This is a genomic window from Pseudomonas sivasensis (genome assembly GCF_052938085.1).
In genome coordinates this window covers 2,278,165-2,295,921 of the sequence record NZ_CP176442.1, presented here as the reverse complement: position 1 = coordinate 2,295,921, position 17,757 = coordinate 2,278,165, and the positions used below count along the sequence as shown (strand labels likewise).

The following is a 17,757-nucleotide window of genomic DNA, read 5'->3' as shown; positions in this document are numbered from 1 at the left end:
AGATCTTCAGTGCCTGATCCTGCCTCATCAGGGACAAGCCCCCTCCCACAGGTGACCGCGTATCTCCAGTAGGAATACTGTCGAATGTGGGAGGGGGCTCGCCCCCGATTACAGGCGACGCGGTGTTACTGCCCGCTGCGCATCAACTCTTTAGGCACATATTTGCCGATTTCAAACTTGCCGATTGCAGCGCGGTGCACTTCGTCCGGGCCGTCGGCCAGGCGCAGTGTGCGCTGCATCGCGTACATGTAGGCCAGCGGGAAGTCGTTGGAGACGCCTGCGCCGCCGTGGATCTGGATCGCGCGGTCGATGACCTTCAGCGCTACGTTTGGCGCCACCACCTTGATTTGCGCAATTTCGCTTTTCGCCACTTTGTTGCCCGCGGTGTCCATCATGTACGCCGCTTTCAGGGTCAGCAGGCGCGCCATGTCGATCTCCATCCGTGAGTCGGCGATCTTGTCGATATTGCCGCCCAAGCGTGCCAATGGTTTACCGAACGCGGTACGGCTGACCGCGCGTTTGCACATCAACTCCAGCGCACGTTCGGCCATGCCAATGGAGCGCATGCAGTGGTGGATACGGCCTGGGCCAAGACGACCTTGGGCAATTTCAAAGCCGCGGCCTTCGCCAAGCAGTACGTTCTCATAGGGCACACGCACGTTGTCGAACAGCACTTCGGCGTGGCCGTGAGGCGCGTCGTCGTAGCCGAACACCGGCAGCGGGCGCACGATTTTCACACCGGGGGTGTCCACCGGCACCAGGATCATCGAGTGCTGCTGATGGCGTGGCGCGTCGGGGTTGCTCAGGCCCATGAAAATCAGGATCTTGCAGCGCGGGTCGCAGGCGCCGGAGGTCCACCATTTCTTGCCATTGATCACCCACTCGTCGCCCTGGCGTTCGGCGCGGGCGGCCATGTTGGTGGCGTCCGACGAGGCGACGTCCGGTTCGGTCATGGCGAAGGCCGAGCGAATCTCGCCGCGCAACAGCGGTTCGAGCCAGCGTTGTTTCTGCTCTTCGTTGGCGTAGCGCACCAGTACTTCCATGTTGCCGGTATCCGGTGCCGAGCAGTTGAACGGCTCCGGGCCCAGCAGTGAACGGCCCATGATTTCGGCCAGCGGCGCATATTCGAGGTTGGTCAGGCCGGCGCCCAGTTCGGACTCGGGCAGGAACAGGTTCCACAGGCCTTCGGCTTTAGCCTTGGCTTTCAACTCTTCCATGATGGCGGTGGGCTGCCAGCGGTCGCCTTCGCTGACCTGGCGTTCGAACACCGGCTCGGCCGGGTAAACGTAAGCATCCATAAACGCGGTGACGCGTTCACGCAGTTCCTGAACCTTGGGCGAATAGGCGAAATCCATGAGCAGCTCCCTTCTTTGAGAGGTTGTTTAGGTCATGCAATCGATGCTAGAACAGCGCTCATAATTTACCTAGCCTATTCTCGGCGTGTATTAACATTCATCACCGATATATGATCGGCGTCTCAGCACGCAACAAATCGCCACCTAACAATAAGAGCGCAACCCAATGAATCTGAGCAAGGTCGACCTCAACCTCTTTATCGTCTTCGACGCGATCTACACCGAAGCCAACCTGACCCGCGCCGGTCAGATCGTCGGCATCACCCAGCCGGCGGTGTCCAACGCCCTGGCACGCCTGCGCGAGACCTTCAACGACCCGCTGTTTGTACGCACCGCTCAGGGCATGGTGCCCACGCCGATGGCGCAGAACATCATCGGCCCGGTGCGTAATGCGCTGTCGTTGCTGCGAGTGTCGGTACAGGAAAGCCGTATCTTCAATCCGCAACAGGCGGCCAAGACCTACCGCATCAGCATGACCGACCTCACCGAAGCGGTGATTCTGCCGGCGCTGTTCCAGCGCCTGCGCCGTCTGGCGCCGACGGTAGTGATCGAAAGTTTCCTGTCCAAGCGCCGCGAAACCACTAAGGAACTGGCCGCCGGGCGCCTGGATTTTGCGGTGGATGCGCCGCTCAACACCGACCCGCAAGTGCGCCACGTCAAGCTGATGGAAGACCGCTACGTGTGCGCCATGCGCAAGGGCCACCCGATGGCGGGCAAGGACAAGCTGACCCTCGACGATTACCTGGGGCTGACCCATATCCACATCTCCAGCCGCCGCAACGGCCTGGGCCATGTCGACCTGGCCTTGGGCAAGATGGGCCTGCAACGCAAGATCGCCCTGCGCTCCCAGCATTACCTGATGGCCTCGCAAGTGCTGCAGCAGACCGACATGGTGATGACCGTGCCCGAACGCTTCGCACGGCGCCATGAGTTGCACTGGGTCAACCTGCCGGTCAACGATGTGCCTCCGGTGGAAACGCACCTGTACTGGCACGAAAGCACCGACCAGGATCCGGCCAACCGCTGGATGCGTGAGCAGATGATCGAGTTGTGCCAGCAGGTTACGGCCCATGAGAAGAAGCTGGACAAACAACAAGCCTGAGGTTGAAGCGCGCACCCTGTGGGAGGGGGCTTGCCCCCTATGGTCAGCGAAGCTGGCCTTGACGTTTACGTCAACCTGCCATTAGCTTAGCGCCAGGACCTTCTTGAGCGCCGCCATGAGCATCACCTACAGCATCTCCGACCTCGCCCGCGAGCTCGACATCACCACTCGCGCCATTCGCTTCTATGAAGAACAAGGCCTGCTGACCCCGGAGCGCCGGGGCCAGGAACGCATCTATTCGGCACGGGACAAGGTCAGCCTCAAGCTGATCCTGCGCGGCAAACGCATCGGTTTTTCCCTGGCCGAATGCCGCGAGCTCATCGAACTCTACGACCCCAGCAGCGGCAACCACATCCAGCTCAACAGCATGCTGGCCAAGATCGCAGAGCGCCGCGAGCAGCTTGAGCAACAGTTGCTGGATATCGAACAGATGAAACTGGAACTGGACACCGCCGAAGAGCGCTGCACCCAGGCCCTCGCGCACACCATGAGCCAGGCTGGCCATTGATCAGAAGGTAACTGCCATGTCCCACCCATCAAATCCACTCCCCTCCCATGTGCGCCTGGTCGAAGTCGGTCCGCGCGATGGGCTGCAGAACGAAGCCCAACCCATCAGCGTGGCCGACAAGGTGCAACTGGTGGACGCCCTCAGCGCGGCGGGTTTGAGCTACATCGAAGTTGGCAGTTTCGTCTCGCCCAAATGGGTACCGCAGATGGCCGGTTCGGCCGAGGTATTTGCGCAGATCCAGCGTAAGCCCGGCGTGACCTATGGCGCACTGGCACCGAACCTGCGGGGTTTTGAGGATGCGCTGGCGGCCGGGGTGAAAGAAGTCGCGGTGTTTGCGGCAGCGTCCGAGGCGTTTTCCCAACGCAATATCAACTGTTCCATCAGTGAAAGCCTGGAACGCTTTGCGCCGATCATGGCTGCAGCCCGGCAACATGGCATCAGCGTGCGCGGCTATGTGTCCTGCGTGCTGGGTTGTCCTTACGAAGGCGAGATTGCGCCAGAGCAAGTTGCCGCAGTCGCGCGGGAGTTGTATGCCATGGGCTGCTACGAGGTTTCCCTGGGCGACACCATCGGCACCGGCACGGCAGGCTCTACCCGGCGACTGTTCGATGTCGTCGGTGCGCAGGTGCCACGGGACAAACTGGCGGGCCACTTCCATGACACCTACGGCCAGGCGGTCGCCAACATCTATGCCAGTCTGCTAGAAGGGATCAGTGTGTTCGACAGCTCTATCGCGGGCCTCGGCGGCTGCCCTTACGCCAAGGGCGCCAGCGGTAACGTTGCCACTGAAGACGTGGTCTACCTGCTCAACGGCCTGGGGATCGACACCGGCATCGACCTGCAAGCATTGATTGCCGCTGGCCTGCAAATCAGTCAGGTCCTGGGCCGCCCTACGGGTTCGCGGGTGGCCAAGGTCCGTAATGCCGTTTGAGTAGAGCAGCCGTGACAATGTGTTACCGCACGACTACACATCGAGTAACACGGGAACATATTTTGTCGAACTTTGCGTAAGCCAAATCCGAACAAAAAACTAACCAGCTGATTTTAAAGGATTTTTAAAAGTTGGCACGGCTTCTGCTATCTCTATGGCATAACAAGAATAAAAAGCGCCAAACCTAATAAAAATAAGACGAAACGACTCTGACATAACAAAAACAACACGGCAGAGACGCAGCTAACAGATTTTTTTGGAGAAGATGTGCTTCGCAGGGTACGGCTCGCCGAAACCCGCAACCGGTTAGAGAAAAATAAAACTACCTCAGGTAGCTACCCACTGGTTGGATCGGTCACGAAGAAGCAGGTCAGCGCTCAAAAAAATACGTTTGCTCTTGACCCCGCATGGGGGTCGCTAAAAACAGCGGTAAAAGGGTCACGGCTACCAAAAACAACAACAGGCCGCCCTTCAATAATAAAAAAGAGCACGCAACGACAAATTAAAGGGGACCCTCGGGTCCCCTTTGTGCTTTCTGCACATGGCCTTTTCAGACCTCTGTTCCCTGCTCCGCGGCGGCGTTGTTGAGCACCGACCGCGTCAGCGTGCGCATGGCCTGTTCTTCTTGCTCCCACTGCGCCACGCGCAGCAGGTTGAACTGCTCGATATAAAACGCACTTTGCATCGCGCCATCCACCAGAATCTCTTCCCTGGGCTTACCCAGCACAGTCATCAGGTTATCGACCAATTCGGTGTGTGTTGCCTGCCACTGCGCCCTGTCCGGCGCGCTATCCTCCAGCGCCTGCCAGTCCGAGACCGCTTCGAGCGCCTCGCCCTTGGCCCGGTTCAGCGCGGTACCGGGCGCCGTCAAGGCCTCAAGCTCCTGAGGGTAGCGAGTGCGCAAGTGCTGTTGCCAGAAACGCCGCTCGGCAAAAAACGCTGACTCATCCGCAACCATCCGCTCATTCGCGAGCACCTGCGTATAGGCCTGGTCGAGTGCTGCCGGGCTTACATTGGCTTGCTGGGGAAACAACATGCCGCGGGATTTGACGGGCAGGTCCAGCCGGTCCGCCAGACCGACCCGATAGGCCAGGATGACTTCGACCTGCTCGGTGAACCCAGGCCCTCGCGCCTCGACGTCCCGTTGCGCAAGGGTGTCCACCAGATGCAGGCGAAACAGTTTTTTCGCGGTGCTGATCAGTGCGCCCTCCGCGTGCGCATCCCCCGCTTGTACCAGGGCCCTTGCGCCGATCAGTTCCCTTTCAAGGTTCATGAACTCCACCGTGGTGCCATCGCCACAGGTGACTCGATCATCTGCGGTGCTGAAGAGCGTTTCGCGGATGTCTTGACTTTGCTGTGCTGCTTCCAGCATGTCCCACACCCGCGCCGCCAGGGCTGCACGGGTGTTGGATGAGGCATATTCGGCGCTGCGTGTGGTGTCGGCCAGTACCGTGAAGAACGGCGCCGAGTCGGCACTGGCACTCAGGTCATCCCACAGGATCCTGCGCTCGGCCTGCAGCGCCGTCGGTGTATCGGCCAGCCAGAGTACCCGCGCTTCGTCGGCGGTGACATGGTCTGCCCATTGCGCCTGATTCACCGGAAACTCACCGGGTAGGCGCACCCGGGTAGCCTCCGAAAAGGGGTTGTCATGCACAGAGATCCGTTCCAGATGCTGGAACGCGTACTCCGGCAGTGTCGTGAGCCGATTGGTATGCAGGTCGATCCGCGCCAGTTGAGTCAGTTGCTCGACGCCCGCCGGGAAACGAGTGGTCCCGGTATCGCTCAGATACAGCTGGTTCAGACTGCGCATGTTGCGCACGTCGGCGGTCCATCCCAGGTTGCGATTGTCGGAGAGGTTTAGAATCTTGAGGCCATGCATGGCTTCCAGGCGCGCTCGGCTTTGCTCGGTCAGGCGAATATCGTTGCGGCTCAGGTTGAGCTTGGTCAGCCCAACGCCCGCATTGGCGAACTCCGGCAGTTGAGTGAGGTTGTTCTCACGCATGTCCAGCCAGCGCAAACCGCCGAAGGACTGCAGAAACGGCAGGGAGCTGTCCGACAGCCCCATGCGCCGTAAAGTCAGGCGGCCCACGTGGTCCATATTGGCGCTGAGCTGCGGAAGCTCGTCGATGACTTCACCAGACAGATCCAGGACATGCCCGATAGACGTGCCATCCGCCGCGAACGCAGTAGCCGACTCGCGCTGCCAGGCGTATCGCACGGTCGCGCTGACCCGGCGCCTGGCGCTGCGGTAACCGGGCTCACCTTGTTGCTGCCAGGCGACCAATTCCCGGTCAAGCTGTGCGAACTCTTGTTCAAGCTGATTAAGCCTGGCCACCAGCGCCGCACTGCCACGACCTTGCAACCCCAGCATCTCGACCACCGCCTCGATGGATTTCGACGGGTACAGCATCATTGCTTTCATCACGCACACCGAGGGCCATTGCTGCGCGCCGCCCACCGGGCTGAGCGGGTAGCCGATGCGCCCGTCGGCCAGGCGCATGGGCGACTTGAACCCCGGCTTGATCGCTTGCAGGCCCAGGGCTTGGCGGCTGGCCTGTTCGCTCAACGGCTGAGTGGTGATCTGTGCCTTCAAGGTCGGCGTCGATTCGCGTATTCGCGGCATGTCGAGGCCCTGATCCTCAGTGGCCACCAGTAGCGCGCTGTAGAACGCGTCTTTATCGGCACGATGGTACGAAGCCACCTGCGGTTCGCGGTACACCGCCCATTCCTTCATGCTGACGCGCACAAGGCGCCGCTGTCGCGGGGCGTCCGCACGGCCTATGCGGTCCAGCACCGGCCCGTCATAGGTGCCTGCACGCAACTCGATGCCGACACCGTCGAGGCGGCCGGGCAGCGCCGCCAGCTTGTGCAGCGCCAGGTGTACGCCATCCATGGTCAATTCACTGTCAAACAGCATGTCGGTATGCGCACGCATGACCCGTGCTTTTTGCAGGTAACAACGAGCCTCTTCGGCCAGACGCAGGGGCAACCGGGATGTGCTGTCCAGGTGCACCAACTCCTCGGGGCTGGCATGGTTGGCCAGCTCCTCGGCGGCGAGCCGGGGCAGTCCGGGGAAGCTGTCCTGGATCAGCTGTGCATGAGTATTGCTGGGCCTATCACCGGCCAAAACCTCCTCGCGGTACAGCTTGCCCTGGGTGTTCTTCGCCACCTCCAGCAACCGGTCACGGTACCTGAGTGCTCTCGCCTCGGGCATACGCTGCGCGGGCATCATAAGCTGCGCCTTTGCCTCCAAGTCTTCTCGGCTTGCCGGCCGGGGAATGGGATCGCCTTCCTCGTCCGTCAGCCCACCAATATCCAGGCGAGTACGGAGATCGTCCAGCACGGCCTCTTCGTCGAGCAGTTGACGGATTTCAGGCTCACTCAATTGTTTGAGAAAAGCCGGCAGCAACATGCCACTGTCGGTCTGCTCGGCATCAAGCTTCACCACCTGGCTGCGCGTCCTGACGCGGTCAGAACGCCAGGTCAGATTGCCTTCGGCATCAAAGATCACCAGCACCCTGGATTTTGGCCACAGGCCATTGTCCACCAGCAATTTCAATTGCAAGGTCGCGTCAACCCGGCCGAACACCTGCGGATCATTGCTGCTCAACTGGTCGATAAACGCCTGGTGCTTGCCCGCCAACTCAAAGCGCCGCACGGTTTCGCTGAATATCGGTGGCGGCAGTTGCTGCTCGACATAGATACGGCGCAGTTCATCATCGGACACCCCGCTGATCAGCCGAAGCTGCTCCAACTGATGATCGCTCAGGCGCTCGACACGGGGGCCCATACGGCGCAACAAGGTTGTGCGATCCCAACTCAAAGGCTGTTCAAACTCGTGCACCCACGCGCCTTCGCCGTTATGCCGGATACGCGGTGCATAACGCGTGTCACCGTCGGGATGGATCAGTGTGAAGGCATTTCGGCCCCGTGCGGCCTGGACTTCATAGTGGCCGCCACCTGCAGCCGGCAAGTACAGGCGCCCCTCGTGGGGATAGAGTCCATCGGACTGCGGTACAAGACCGGCCGGCAATGTAACCTGATGCTTGTAGGCACCCGGGCTGAAGTCATACAGACGCGGTCGCCCGCCCATCTGGACATGCACCAGCCGTCTGACCAACGCGGTGTCCTTCAACACCGTCAGCGCCTTGGGGACCGCCAGCCCCGCCACATTCAGCGCCACCGCCGAGAGATGCGCCCAGGCCTGGTGCGTGTCGCCGTCGGACCATGACTCAAGGCCCTCACACACCTCGCGAGCCATCTGTATCGCCCCAACCACCAGCATCACTTCACCGAGCACCGGCACCACGAACGCCGCCAGATTAAGAATATCCAGGGCCTTGCTGCCCCACGACCAGAGCCAGGCATTGTAGGTTCGCGTAGTGATGTCGTCAGTCGAGACCGCGCCGGCACTGGCGTTGTTCATGATCGAACGCACGCGCTGCAGCGCGCTGTCGTACCACACGTCTTTCCAGACCTTGCCGTAGTCCCCCTGGCGCTGGATCGGCGTTCTCTTGTTTGCATCAAAATTATCGCTGATGCGGTACCCATCCTCAGGGTCAAGCAACATTTTAAGCTTGGCAAAAAAATCATTCTGCTCGGCCAGTGGCACAAATTGGCTGAAGAACGTTCGGTACTTCGCGCGGCACAGGCGCAGGGTCAGTGCTTCGGTGAAAGCGCCCACGTTGTCATAGGCCTTTAGCGGATAAAGCGGATCGCCGGGGATGTAAACCATGCAAGGCCGAGGCACGATCTCGGAGTTGACCAGGTACTGCTCCATCACCCGCGGGCCGATGATCAGGATGCTGTCCAGCTCCAGCCCCAGCAGCCGAAATCGACAGAACGCGACATCATCACCCGCCCATTTGCGTCCAACCGGGTCGATCAGGATCTGTTTGATCAGCGCATGCTGAGACGGGTCGATATCCGCCTTCATCAAGGCGATCTCAGCGGCCAGTTCCAGTTGGTTTCGATGGCTGGTGATCAGCGTGCTGTAGAGCTTTCCGGGCGGCGCGTCTGGCACTGCGTTTATGTGTGCATTGATCGTGGCACGCACGTGTTCGAAGTATGACTTGCCCAGGTCAAGCTCCCGGCACAACTGGGCAAAACGATAGGCGTCAATGTCCAGTTTTTGCGCCTGGACACTCCACACAGAATGAATGACGCGTACGCGGTAGCTGTGAAAGTTGTAACAGGTGATCAGGTGGCAATCACCGCACACCGGTGCGGTGGCCTCACTCGCAGTGAAGTTATTCAGCGCCGCTTCAAGCAGGCTCAGGCCTTTATAGAAATAAAACTCGGGCGCCAGTGCATGCTCGCTGTCGGGTTCCAACTCAGCGGGTCCGGGGTTGCATGTGGTGTTCGCCATCTTGCGCGCATAGAACACCTGGCGAACGTCCAGGCGTTTACCGAACGTTTTCTCGATGGCGGCAACCAGTAATGGCTCGGCGTAGTCCGCCGGATTTTGCAGCGAACCAAGCAACTGATCGAGCTGGTTCAGCGAGCGCCGACTGCGCTCGTGAACCTTCTTGAGCCGCTCCTTGGCTGGCGCTTGCGCCTGTTTGTACCAATCCGGAATACGCAGGCCCACTGCGGTCAGTTCGGTTTTACGCGCGTCTACTGCATCGGTGTACCACCCGGGCGTGTTGTCGCGGATTACCGTGACGTGAGGGCCCTGATCCTCCTCAATGTCAGGTGTGGCTGGATCTGTCATGTGCATCGCCTTCAGATAGCGGAATATCCCGCCACCCTAGGCAATGGGCCCCATACCGAAGCGGTAGCCATGCACCGCGTTTCAGGCGTCGCCCTGCAGCTCCTGGAGACTGATTTCGCGCATCCTGAATTTCTGGATCTTGCCCGTCACCGTCATCGGGAACTCCTCCACAAACTTGAAATGCCGAGGCGTCTTGAAGTGCGCTATGCGGTCCTTACACCACGCCTGCAACTCCAGCGCATTGGCCACATGGCCAGGGTGGAACTTGATCCAGGCGACAATTTCTTCGCCGTAGCGCGCATCGGGAATGCCGATGATCTGCACGTCAGCCACTGCCGGATGGGTGAAGAAGAACTCTTCCAGCTCCCGCGGGTACACGTTTTCGCCGCCGCGAATGATCATGTCCTTGTTGCGCCCGGCAATGCACACGTAACCGTGTTCATCCATGCTGGCCAGGTCGCCGGTGTGCATCCAACCGGCGTCGTCAATGGCCTCTCGGGTGCCTTCGGGGTTGTTCCAGTAGCCGAGCATCACGCTGTAGCCACGGGTGCACAGTTCGCCGATCTGGCCGCGTGCAACGGTGTTACCCGCCTCGTCGATGATCTTGTTTTCAAGTTGCGGCTGGGTGCGACCGACAGTGGTCACGCGGCGTTCCAGGTCGTCATTGGCGCCGGTCTGCAGCGACACCGGGCTGGTTTCGGTCATGCCGTAGGCAATCTGTACTTCGCCCATGTGCAGTTCGCTGATGACCCGGCGCATCACTTCGATGGGGCACGTGGCGCCGGCCATGATGCCGGTGCGCAGGGTGGACAGGTCAAAGTCGGCGCGGCCCGGATGATCGAGCATGGCGATGAACATGGTGGGCACGCCATACAAGCCGGTGGCGCGCTCTTCGGCGACGGCGGTGAGGGTCAGCAGCGGGTCAAAGCCGTCATTGGGGTAGATCATGGTGGTGCCGTGAGTGATGCAGCCCAGGTTGCCCATCACCATGCCGAAACAGTGGTACAGCGGCACCGGGATCACCAGACGATCCTGCGCGGTGAGGCCCAGGCTTTCGCCGACCATGTAACCATTATTGAGTATGTTGTGATGGCTGAGGGTGGCGCCTTTGGGGAAACCGGTGGTGCCGGAGGTGTATTGAATGTTGACCGGTTGATCGAAGTGCAGGCTGGCCTGGCGCGCGTGAAGTTGCTCGGGCGCAACGCTGGCGCCGAGGTTCGCCAGTTGCGACCAAGGCATAAACCCCGCAGGCGGCTCGGGGTGAAGGCTGATCAGGCCGCGCAGGTCGGGGTTCAGTTCCTGCAACATGGCATGGTAATCGGAGGTCTTGAACGAACCGGCACACACCAGCCATTGGCAGCCGGATTGCTTGAGCACGTAGGCAAGCTCGCTGCTGCGATACGCCGGGTTGATGTTGACCAGGATCACGCCGAGCTTGGCGCTGGCGATCTGGCTGATGCACCACTCCGCGCAATTGGGCGCCCAGATGCCCAGGCGATCGCCGGTCTGCATGCCCAATGCGAGGAACGCGCGGGCATGCAGTTCAACCGTCTCGGCCAATTGCTGCCAGGTGTAACGACGTTGCTGATGACGCACTACCAGCGCTTCGCCCTGCGGGTATTGCGCGACGGTGCGATCGAAGGCCTGGCCAATGGTCATGGCCAACAAGGCCTTGTCCTGAGCGCCACGGCTATAGCTCGGCTGCGGTTGATCCATAACGACCCCTGTTGTCTTTTTTGTAGGTTGACGTAAACGTAAACTACGATTGACAGCACCACAACGCAAGCTTACGTTAACGTAAAGGTGAGCGCCCTCCTCTGATGAGCCCTCCATACAACAACAACGCTGATATTTAAGGTGCCTGTCCATGAGTTACCCGTCCCTGAACTTCGCCCTCGGTGAAACCATCGACATGCTGCGCGACCAGGTGCAGTCCTTCGTGGCCAAGGAGATCGCGCCTCGCGCGGCTCAGATCGACAGTGACAACCTGTTCCCCGCCGACCTGTGGCGCAAGTTCGGTGACATGGGCCTGCTGGGCATTACCGTGGCCGAAGAATACGGCGGCGCCGGCCTGGGTTACCTGGCCCATGTGGTGGCCATGGAGGAGATCAGCCGTGGTTCGGCGTCTGTAGCGCTGTCCTACGGCGCACACTCGAACCTGTGCGTGAACCAGATCAACCGCAACGGTAATCACGAACAGAAACTCAAATACCTGCCCCAACTGATCAGTGGCGAACACGTCGGCGCTCTGGCCATGAGCGAGCCGAACGCTGGGTCCGATGTGGTCTCTATGAAACTGCGCGCCGACAAGCGCGGCGACCGCTACGTGCTCAACGGCAGCAAGACTTGGATCACCAATGGTCCCGACGCCAACACCTACGTGATTTATGCCAAGACCGACCTGGAAAAAGGCCCTCACGGCATCACTGCGTTTATCGTCGAGCGCGACTGGAAGGGCTTCAGCCGCAGCAGCAAATTCGACAAGCTGGGTATGCGCGGCTCCAACACCTGTGAACTGTTTTTCGATGACGTCGAAGTGCCCGAGGAAAACATCCTCGGGGTGCTCAACGGCGGCGTAAAAGTACTGATGAGCGGCCTCGATTACGAGCGTGTGGTGCTGTCCGGCGGCCCTACCGGGATCATGCAGGCCTGCATGGACCTGATCGTTCCCTACATCCACGACCGCAAGCAGTTCGGCCAGAGCATCGGCGAATTCCAGCTGATCCAGGGCAAGGTCGCCGACATGTACACCCAACTCAACGCCAGCCGCGCCTACCTCTACGCCGTGGCCCAGGCCTGCGAGCGCGGCGAAACCACGCGCAAGGACGCGGCCGGGGTGATCCTCTACAGCGCCGAACGCGCCACGCAAATGGCCCTGGACGCGATCCAGATTCTCGGCGGCAACGGCTACATCAATGAATTCCCCGCCGGCCGCCTGCTGCGCGACGCCAAACTGTATGAAATCGGCGCTGGCACCAGTGAGATTCGGCGGATGCTGATCGGTCGTGAACTCTTCAACGAAACTCGCTGAAGGAGCGCCCTCATGGCCACCTTGCACACTCAACTCAACCCGCGCTCGGCGGAGTTTGCCGTCAACAGCGCGGCGATGCGCCAACAGGTCGACGCCCTGCACACCTTGCTCGCCCATGTACAACAAGGCGGCGGCGCCAAGGCGCAGGAGCGGCACACCTCACGTGGCAAATTGCTGCCCCGTGAGCGCATCAATCGCCTGCTCGATCCGGGCTCGCCGTTCCTTGAACTCAGCCAATTGGCCGCCCATCAGGTGTACGGCGAAGACGTGCCTGCAGCCGGGGTAATCGCCGGGATCGGTCGCGTGGAAGGCGTCGAATGCATGATCGTCGCCAACGACGCAACGGTGAAAGGCGGTTCGTATTACCCACTGACCGTGAAAAAGCACCTGCGCGCCCAGACCATCGCCGAGCAGAACCGCCTGCCGTGTATCTACCTGGTGGACTCCGGCGGCGCCAACCTGCCGCGCCAGGATGAAGTATTCCCCGACCGCGAGCACTTCGGGCGGATCTTCTTCAACCAGGCCAATATGAGCGCCCAAGGCATCCCACAGATTGCGGTAGTGATGGGCTCGTGCACAGCCGGTGGCGCCTATGTACCCGCCATGGCGGACGAAGCGATCATGGTGAGCCAGCAGGCCACCATCTTCCTTGCCGGCCCACCGCTGGTAAAAGCCGCCACGGGTGAAGTGGTCAGCGCTGAAGACCTCGGTGGGGCCGATGTGCACTGCAAGATATCCGGCGTGGCCGACCACTATGCCGACAGCGACGAACACGCCCTGGCCCTGGCCCGACGCAGTGTGGCCAACCTCAATTGGCGCAAGCAGGGCCAGTTGGTGCAACGCGCGCCAGTGGCGCCGTTGTACAGCAGCGATGAGCTGTACGGCGTGATCCCGGCGGATGCCAAGCAGCCATTCGATGTGCGCGAAGTGATCGCACGGTTGGTGGACGGTTCGGTGTTCGATGAATTCAAGGCGCTGTTCGGCACAACACTGGTGTGCGGTTTTGCGCACTTGCACGGCTACCCGATTGCGATCCTGGCCAACAACGGGATTCTGTTTGCCGAGGCGGCGCAAAAAGGCGCGCACTTTATAGAATTGGCCTGCCAGCGCGGGATTCCACTGCTGTTTTTGCAGAACATCACCGGCTTTATGGTCGGCCAGAAATACGAAGCCGGCGGCATCGCAAAGCATGGCGCCAAGCTGGTCACCGCCGTGGCCTGCGCCAAGGTGCCGAAGTTCACGGTGATCATCGGCGGCAGTTTCGGCGCCGGTAACTACGGCATGTGCGGCCGCGCCTACGACCCGCGTTTTTTGTGGATGTGGCCCAACGCACGCATCGGGGTCATGGGCGCCGAGCAGGCCGCCGGCGTGTTGGTGCAGGTCAAGCGTGAGCAGGCCGAGCGTGCGGGCAATGCATTCAGTGCTGAAGAAGAGGCCGCGATCAAGCAGCCGATCCTCGATCAGTACGAAACCCAGGGCCACCCCTACTACTCCAGCGCGCGCCTGTGGGACGACGGTGTCATCGATCCGCAGCAGACCCGCGAGGTGCTCGCCCTTGCGCTGTCCGCCTCCCTGAACGCCCCTATCGAGCCGAGCCGCTTCGGCGTGTTCCGCATGTAATCGGAGCTGTACCCATGAGCGATTTCAACACCCTCGAACTGATCACCGACAGTCGTGGCTTCGCCACCCTGTGGCTCAGTCGTGAAGCCAAGAACAACGCGTTCAATGCCGAAATGATCCGCGAATTGATCATTGCTCTCGACCAGGTGCAAGGCGATCCATCCCTGCGTTTTTTGGTGCTGCGCGGGCGCGGCAAGCACTTCAGTGCCGGCGCGGACCTGGCCTGGATGCAGCAGTCGGCCGAGTTGGATTACCACACCAACCTCGACGACGCCCGCGAACTGGCAGAGCTGATGTACAACCTGGCCAAGCTGAAAATCCCGACCCTGGCCGTGGTGCAAGGCGCAGCCTACGGTGGCGCCCTCGGGTTGATCAGTTGCTGCGACATGGCGATCGGCGCCGATGACGCGCAGTTCTGCCTGTCGGAAGTGCGCATTGGCCTGGCGCCGGCGGTGATCAGTCCGTTCGTGGTGCAGGCCATCGGCGAACGCGCGGCGCGCCGGTATGCTCTGACGGCCGAACGCTTTGGTGGCCAACGTGCGCGAGACATCGGTTTGCTTGCCGAAAGCTACCCGGCCGGTGAGCTGGATACCCAGGTCGAGCAGTGGATTGCCAACCTGTTGCAAAACAGCCCGGCAGCGATGCGCGCGAGTAAAGATCTGCTGCGTGAAGTGGGCAACGGCGCCCTCACCCCAGCACTGCGCCGCTACTGCGAAAACGCAATTGCGCGGATTCGCGTCAGTGCCGAGGGGCAGGAAGGATTGAGGGCGTTCCTGCAAAAAAGGTCACCGAGCTGGCAATCCCAGGAGCCGCGCCCATGAGTACACTGACGACCCTGCTGGTAGCCAACCGGGGTGAGATTGCCTGCCGGGTGATGCGCACCGCCAAAGCAATGGGCCTGACAACCGTGGCCGTGCACAGCGCCATCGACCGCGATGCGCGGCACAGTCGCGAGGCGGATATTCGCGTGGACCTGGGCGGCAGCAAGGCCACGGAAAGTTACCTGCAAATCGATAAGATCATCGCGGCCGCTCACGCCAGCGGTGCCCAAGGGATTCATCCGGGCTACGGCTTTTTGTCGGAAAACGCCGGTTTTGCCCGGGCGATTGAAGCCGCCGGCCTGATCTTCCTCGGCCCGCCCGCCTCGGCCATCGACGCCATGGGTAGCAAATCCGCCGCCAAGGCGCTGATGGAAACCGCTGGTGTGCCGTTGGTGCCGGGTTATCACGGCGAAGCCCAAGACCTGGAAACCTTCCGCGCCGCCTGCGAACGTATTGGTTATCCGGTGCTGCTAAAAGCCACAGCGGGCGGCGGTGGCAAGGGCATGAAGGTGGTTGAGCACGTCGACCAACTCGCCGAAGCATTGGCCTCGGCCCAGCGTGAAGCACTGTCCTCTTTTGGCAACGGCCAGATGCTGGTGGAGAAATACCTGCTCAAGCCGCGCCATGTGGAGATCCAGGTATTTGCCGATCAACAGGGGCATTGCCTGTACCTCAATGAACGCGATTGCTCGATCCAGCGTCGGCACCAGAAGGTCGTCGAGGAAGCGCCAGCGCCGGGGCTGAGTGTTGAACAGCGCAAAGCCATGGGCGAAGCCGCCGTGCGTGCCGCCCAAGCCATCGGCTACGTTGGCGCCGGTACCGTGGAGTTTTTGCTGGATGCGCGCGGCGAGTTCTTCTTTATGGAAATGAACACGCGGCTGCAAGTAGAACACCCGGTGACCGAGGCCATCACCGGCCTGGATCTGGTGGCTTGGCAGATTCGTGTCGCCCAGGGCGAAGCGCTGCCGATCAGCCAGGAACAGGTGCCACTGATCGGCCATGCGATTGAAGTGCGCTTGTATGCCGAGGACCCGGCCAATGACTTCTTGCCCGCCACCGGGCACTTGGCGCTGTACCGCGAATCCGCGTCGGGCCCGGGGCGTCGGGTAGACAGCGGCGTTGGGCAAGGGGACAGCGTTTCGCCGTTCTACGACCCGATGCTCGGCAAGTTGATTGCCTGGGGCGAGGACCGTGAGCAGGCACGTCTGCGATTGCTGGGTATGCTCGATGAGTTTGCCGTCGGCGGGATCAAAACCAACCTGGGCTTCCTGCGGCGCATCATTGGCCATCCCGCATTTGCGGCGGCCGAACTGGATACCGGATTTATTCCGCGTTATCAGGATGAGTTGCTGCCCGTGCCCGGTGAGTTGGGCGATGAATTCTGGCAGGCGGCGGGTTCGGCGTTTATGCAGAGCTTGCCGGCGGGTGAAGGGCCTTGGGCGGACACCCGTGGGTTTCGTGCCGGGCTACCCGCCGAGGTTTCCCTGCATTTGAGCTGTAATGGGCAGGATCGCCGAGTGACAGTGGGCGAAGATGTTCCGCGACTGTGCGGGGAGCACCTGCTGATCGATCATCACGGCGTGCGTCATTCACATCTGGCAGTACGTCGCGAGGGCACCCTGTTCTTGCGTTGGGATGGCGAGATGCATGGCGTGAGCCTGTTCGACCCAATTGCCGCCGTCGAGGCCAACCAGTCTCATCAAGGTGGCCTTACAGCGCCGATGAACGGCAGCATTGTGCGAGTGCTGGTGGAAGTCGGCCAAGCGGTTGAAGCCGGCACGCAATTGGTGGTGCTCGAAGCGATGAAGATGGAGCACAGCATCCGCGCGCCCAAGGCCGGAGTGGTCAAGGCGCTGTTCTGCCAGGAAGGCGAAATGGTTGCCGAAGGTTGCGCGCTGGTGGAACTCGAAACCGCTGATTAGAACTTCGCCGTGGCCTGCACGACGACGCCAAGGATGCGGCAATCCTTGGTGAACAGCCGTTTCGGGTAGGTAGGGTTGAGCGGCACCAGGTAGAGCTCGCCGCTCTCTTCCATCAACTGGCGGAAGGTCGCCTGGGGGCTGTCTGCCCATTGGGCGACCACCAGCCTGCCGGGTTGTGCGGCGATTGCGGGATCCACCAGAATCATCATGCCCGCAGCGATGCTCAGGCCACTAAGCGCCGTCATGGCGTCCCCCGTCACGGGCAGCCAAAAGGCATCTCCGTGGGCATGGTAGTCCGACAGCTCGAAGCCCGCGGCGCCATAAGCGGGGCGCTCTTCGCGCACTTCGCACAGGCCCCTCCACTCGCTGACCGGGTAGCGAAAATACGGTGTGTACTGTTTAGCCTGAATGGGGACTTCGTCGGTTTTCTCACGCACCTCCTGCACCACTTCCAGGTAGCCCAGCCCCAACTCTTCCAGGACCCGGTTCATGTCTGCCAGGCTCGGCACGCGCCGCTTGTTGAGCCAATGGCCCACACCGCCCTGGGACATGCCCAAGCGTTCAGCCAGCTCACCCTGTGTGACCTTGCGGTCTTTCATGTTGGCCTTGACCAACGCTATCCAGTTATCCATGGCGCCAGACAATACGGCAGGTATTTTTCAGGGCAATAAACAGTTTGTAGTAATCCATAAAACGACATAAATACGATACGTACTATTATCAGGCTCAAGGTTTTCGACACCCACACAGAGTA

The 17,757-nt window shown here is 60.9% G+C and carries 11 protein-coding genes; 7 read left to right on the top strand and 4 right to left on the bottom strand.

Annotated features, from left to right (window positions below; translation table 11 throughout):
• Positions 1-125 precede the first annotated feature (125 nt).
• Positions 126-1,355, bottom strand: a complete 1,230-nt coding sequence (locus ACKZ62_RS10745; RefSeq protein ID WP_032889822.1) for an acyl-CoA dehydrogenase — start codon at positions 1,353-1,355, stop codon at positions 126-128.
• 166 nt (positions 1,356-1,521) lie between these two features.
• On the opposite strand from ACKZ62_RS10745, the gene ACKZ62_RS10740 reads away from it, so the two are divergent.
• The 3 genes from ACKZ62_RS10740 (at position 1,522) to ACKZ62_RS10730 (ending at position 3,896) form a co-directional block, all read left to right on the top strand.
• Complete coding sequence (locus ACKZ62_RS10740) at positions 1,522-2,457, top strand: LysR family transcriptional regulator (RefSeq protein WP_095184407.1); 936 nt, start codon at positions 1,522-1,524, stop codon at positions 2,455-2,457.
• 115 nt (positions 2,458-2,572) lie between these two features.
• Entirely contained in the window at positions 2,573-2,965 is a 393-nt protein-coding gene (locus ACKZ62_RS10735) for a MerR family transcriptional regulator (protein ID WP_032889825.1), read from the top strand.
• 16 nt (positions 2,966-2,981) lie between these two features.
• A complete protein-coding gene (locus tag ACKZ62_RS10730; RefSeq protein ID WP_032889827.1) occupies positions 2,982-3,896 on the top strand; it encodes a hydroxymethylglutaryl-CoA lyase in 915 nt (304 codons plus the stop codon).
• Between the two features lie 550 nt (positions 3,897-4,446).
• Here the strand turns inward: ACKZ62_RS10730 and ACKZ62_RS10725 are convergent.
• On the bottom strand, positions 4,447-9,609 hold the full coding sequence (locus ACKZ62_RS10725; protein ID WP_447096653.1) for an NEL-type E3 ubiquitin ligase domain-containing protein: 5,163 nt from the start codon (positions 9,607-9,609) through the stop codon (positions 4,447-4,449).
• 81 nt (positions 9,610-9,690) lie between these two features.
• Positions 9,691-11,325 carry an AMP-binding protein gene (locus ACKZ62_RS10720; RefSeq protein WP_447096652.1) on the bottom strand — a complete coding sequence of 545 codons (1,635 nt, stop codon included), beginning with the start codon at positions 11,323-11,325 and terminating at the stop codon, positions 9,691-9,693.
• Positions 11,326-11,476: 151 nt separating this feature from the next.
• Between ACKZ62_RS10720 and ACKZ62_RS10715 the strand changes: the two genes are divergently transcribed.
• Genes ACKZ62_RS10715 through ACKZ62_RS10700 form a run of 4 tightly spaced genes read left to right on the top strand, consistent with a single transcriptional unit; the run spans position 11,477 to position 17,003 of the window.
• Positions 11,477-12,640, top strand: a complete 1,164-nt coding sequence (locus tag ACKZ62_RS10715; RefSeq protein WP_032889830.1) for an isovaleryl-CoA dehydrogenase — start codon at positions 11,477-11,479, stop codon at positions 12,638-12,640.
• Positions 12,641-12,652: 12 nt separating this feature from the next.
• Positions 12,653-14,260, top strand: a complete 1,608-nt coding sequence (locus ACKZ62_RS10710; protein ID WP_447096651.1) for a carboxyl transferase domain-containing protein — start codon at positions 12,653-12,655, stop codon at positions 14,258-14,260.
• A gap of 14 nt (positions 14,261-14,274) precedes the next feature.
• Positions 14,275-15,081, top strand: coding sequence for a gamma-carboxygeranoyl-CoA hydratase (locus ACKZ62_RS10705; protein ID WP_099600981.1), 807 nt, complete (start codon positions 14,275-14,277; stop codon positions 15,079-15,081).
• Positions 15,078-17,003 carry an acetyl/propionyl/methylcrotonyl-CoA carboxylase subunit alpha gene (locus ACKZ62_RS10700; protein ID WP_447096650.1) on the top strand — a complete coding sequence of 642 codons (1,926 nt, stop codon included), beginning with the start codon at positions 15,078-15,080 and terminating at the stop codon, positions 17,001-17,003. Before ACKZ62_RS10705 ends, ACKZ62_RS10700 begins: the two co-directional genes overlap by 4 nt.
• Here the strand turns inward: ACKZ62_RS10700 and ACKZ62_RS10695 are convergent.
• The gene (locus ACKZ62_RS10695; protein ID WP_095184402.1) at positions 17,000-17,635 is read right to left on the bottom strand and encodes a LexA family protein; all 636 of its coding nucleotides are present in this window, start codon (positions 17,633-17,635) and stop codon (positions 17,000-17,002) included. The two genes, ACKZ62_RS10700 and ACKZ62_RS10695, sit on opposite strands and share 4 nt — an antisense overlap.
• Positions 17,636-17,757: the final 122 nt, after the last annotated feature.

Coding starts and splice junctions, on each gene's coding strand:
- ACKZ62_RS10725 (WP_447096653.1), bottom strand. CDS start 9,609: ATGACAGATCCAGCCACACCTGACATTGAGGAGGATCAGGGCCCTCAC.
- ACKZ62_RS10720 (WP_447096652.1), bottom strand. CDS start 11,325: ATGGATCAACCGCAGCCGAGCTATAGCCGTGGCGCTCAGGACAAGGCC.
- ACKZ62_RS10730 (WP_032889827.1), top strand. CDS start 2,982: ATGTCCCACCCATCAAATCCACTCCCCTCCCATGTGCGCCTGGTCGAA.
- ACKZ62_RS10695 (WP_095184402.1), bottom strand. CDS start 17,635: ATGGATAACTGGATAGCGTTGGTCAAGGCCAACATGAAAGACCGCAAG.
- ACKZ62_RS10710 (WP_447096651.1), top strand. CDS start 12,653: ATGGCCACCTTGCACACTCAACTCAACCCGCGCTCGGCGGAGTTTGCC.
- ACKZ62_RS10745 (WP_032889822.1), bottom strand. CDS start 1,355: ATGGATTTCGCCTATTCGCCCAAGGTTCAGGAACTGCGTGAACGCGTC.
- ACKZ62_RS10715 (WP_032889830.1), top strand. CDS start 11,477: ATGAGTTACCCGTCCCTGAACTTCGCCCTCGGTGAAACCATCGACATG.
- ACKZ62_RS10705 (WP_099600981.1), top strand. CDS start 14,275: ATGAGCGATTTCAACACCCTCGAACTGATCACCGACAGTCGTGGCTTC.
- ACKZ62_RS10740 (WP_095184407.1), top strand. CDS start 1,522: ATGAATCTGAGCAAGGTCGACCTCAACCTCTTTATCGTCTTCGACGCG.
- ACKZ62_RS10700 (WP_447096650.1), top strand. CDS start 15,078: ATGAGTACACTGACGACCCTGCTGGTAGCCAACCGGGGTGAGATTGCC.
- ACKZ62_RS10735 (WP_032889825.1), top strand. CDS start 2,573: ATGAGCATCACCTACAGCATCTCCGACCTCGCCCGCGAGCTCGACATC.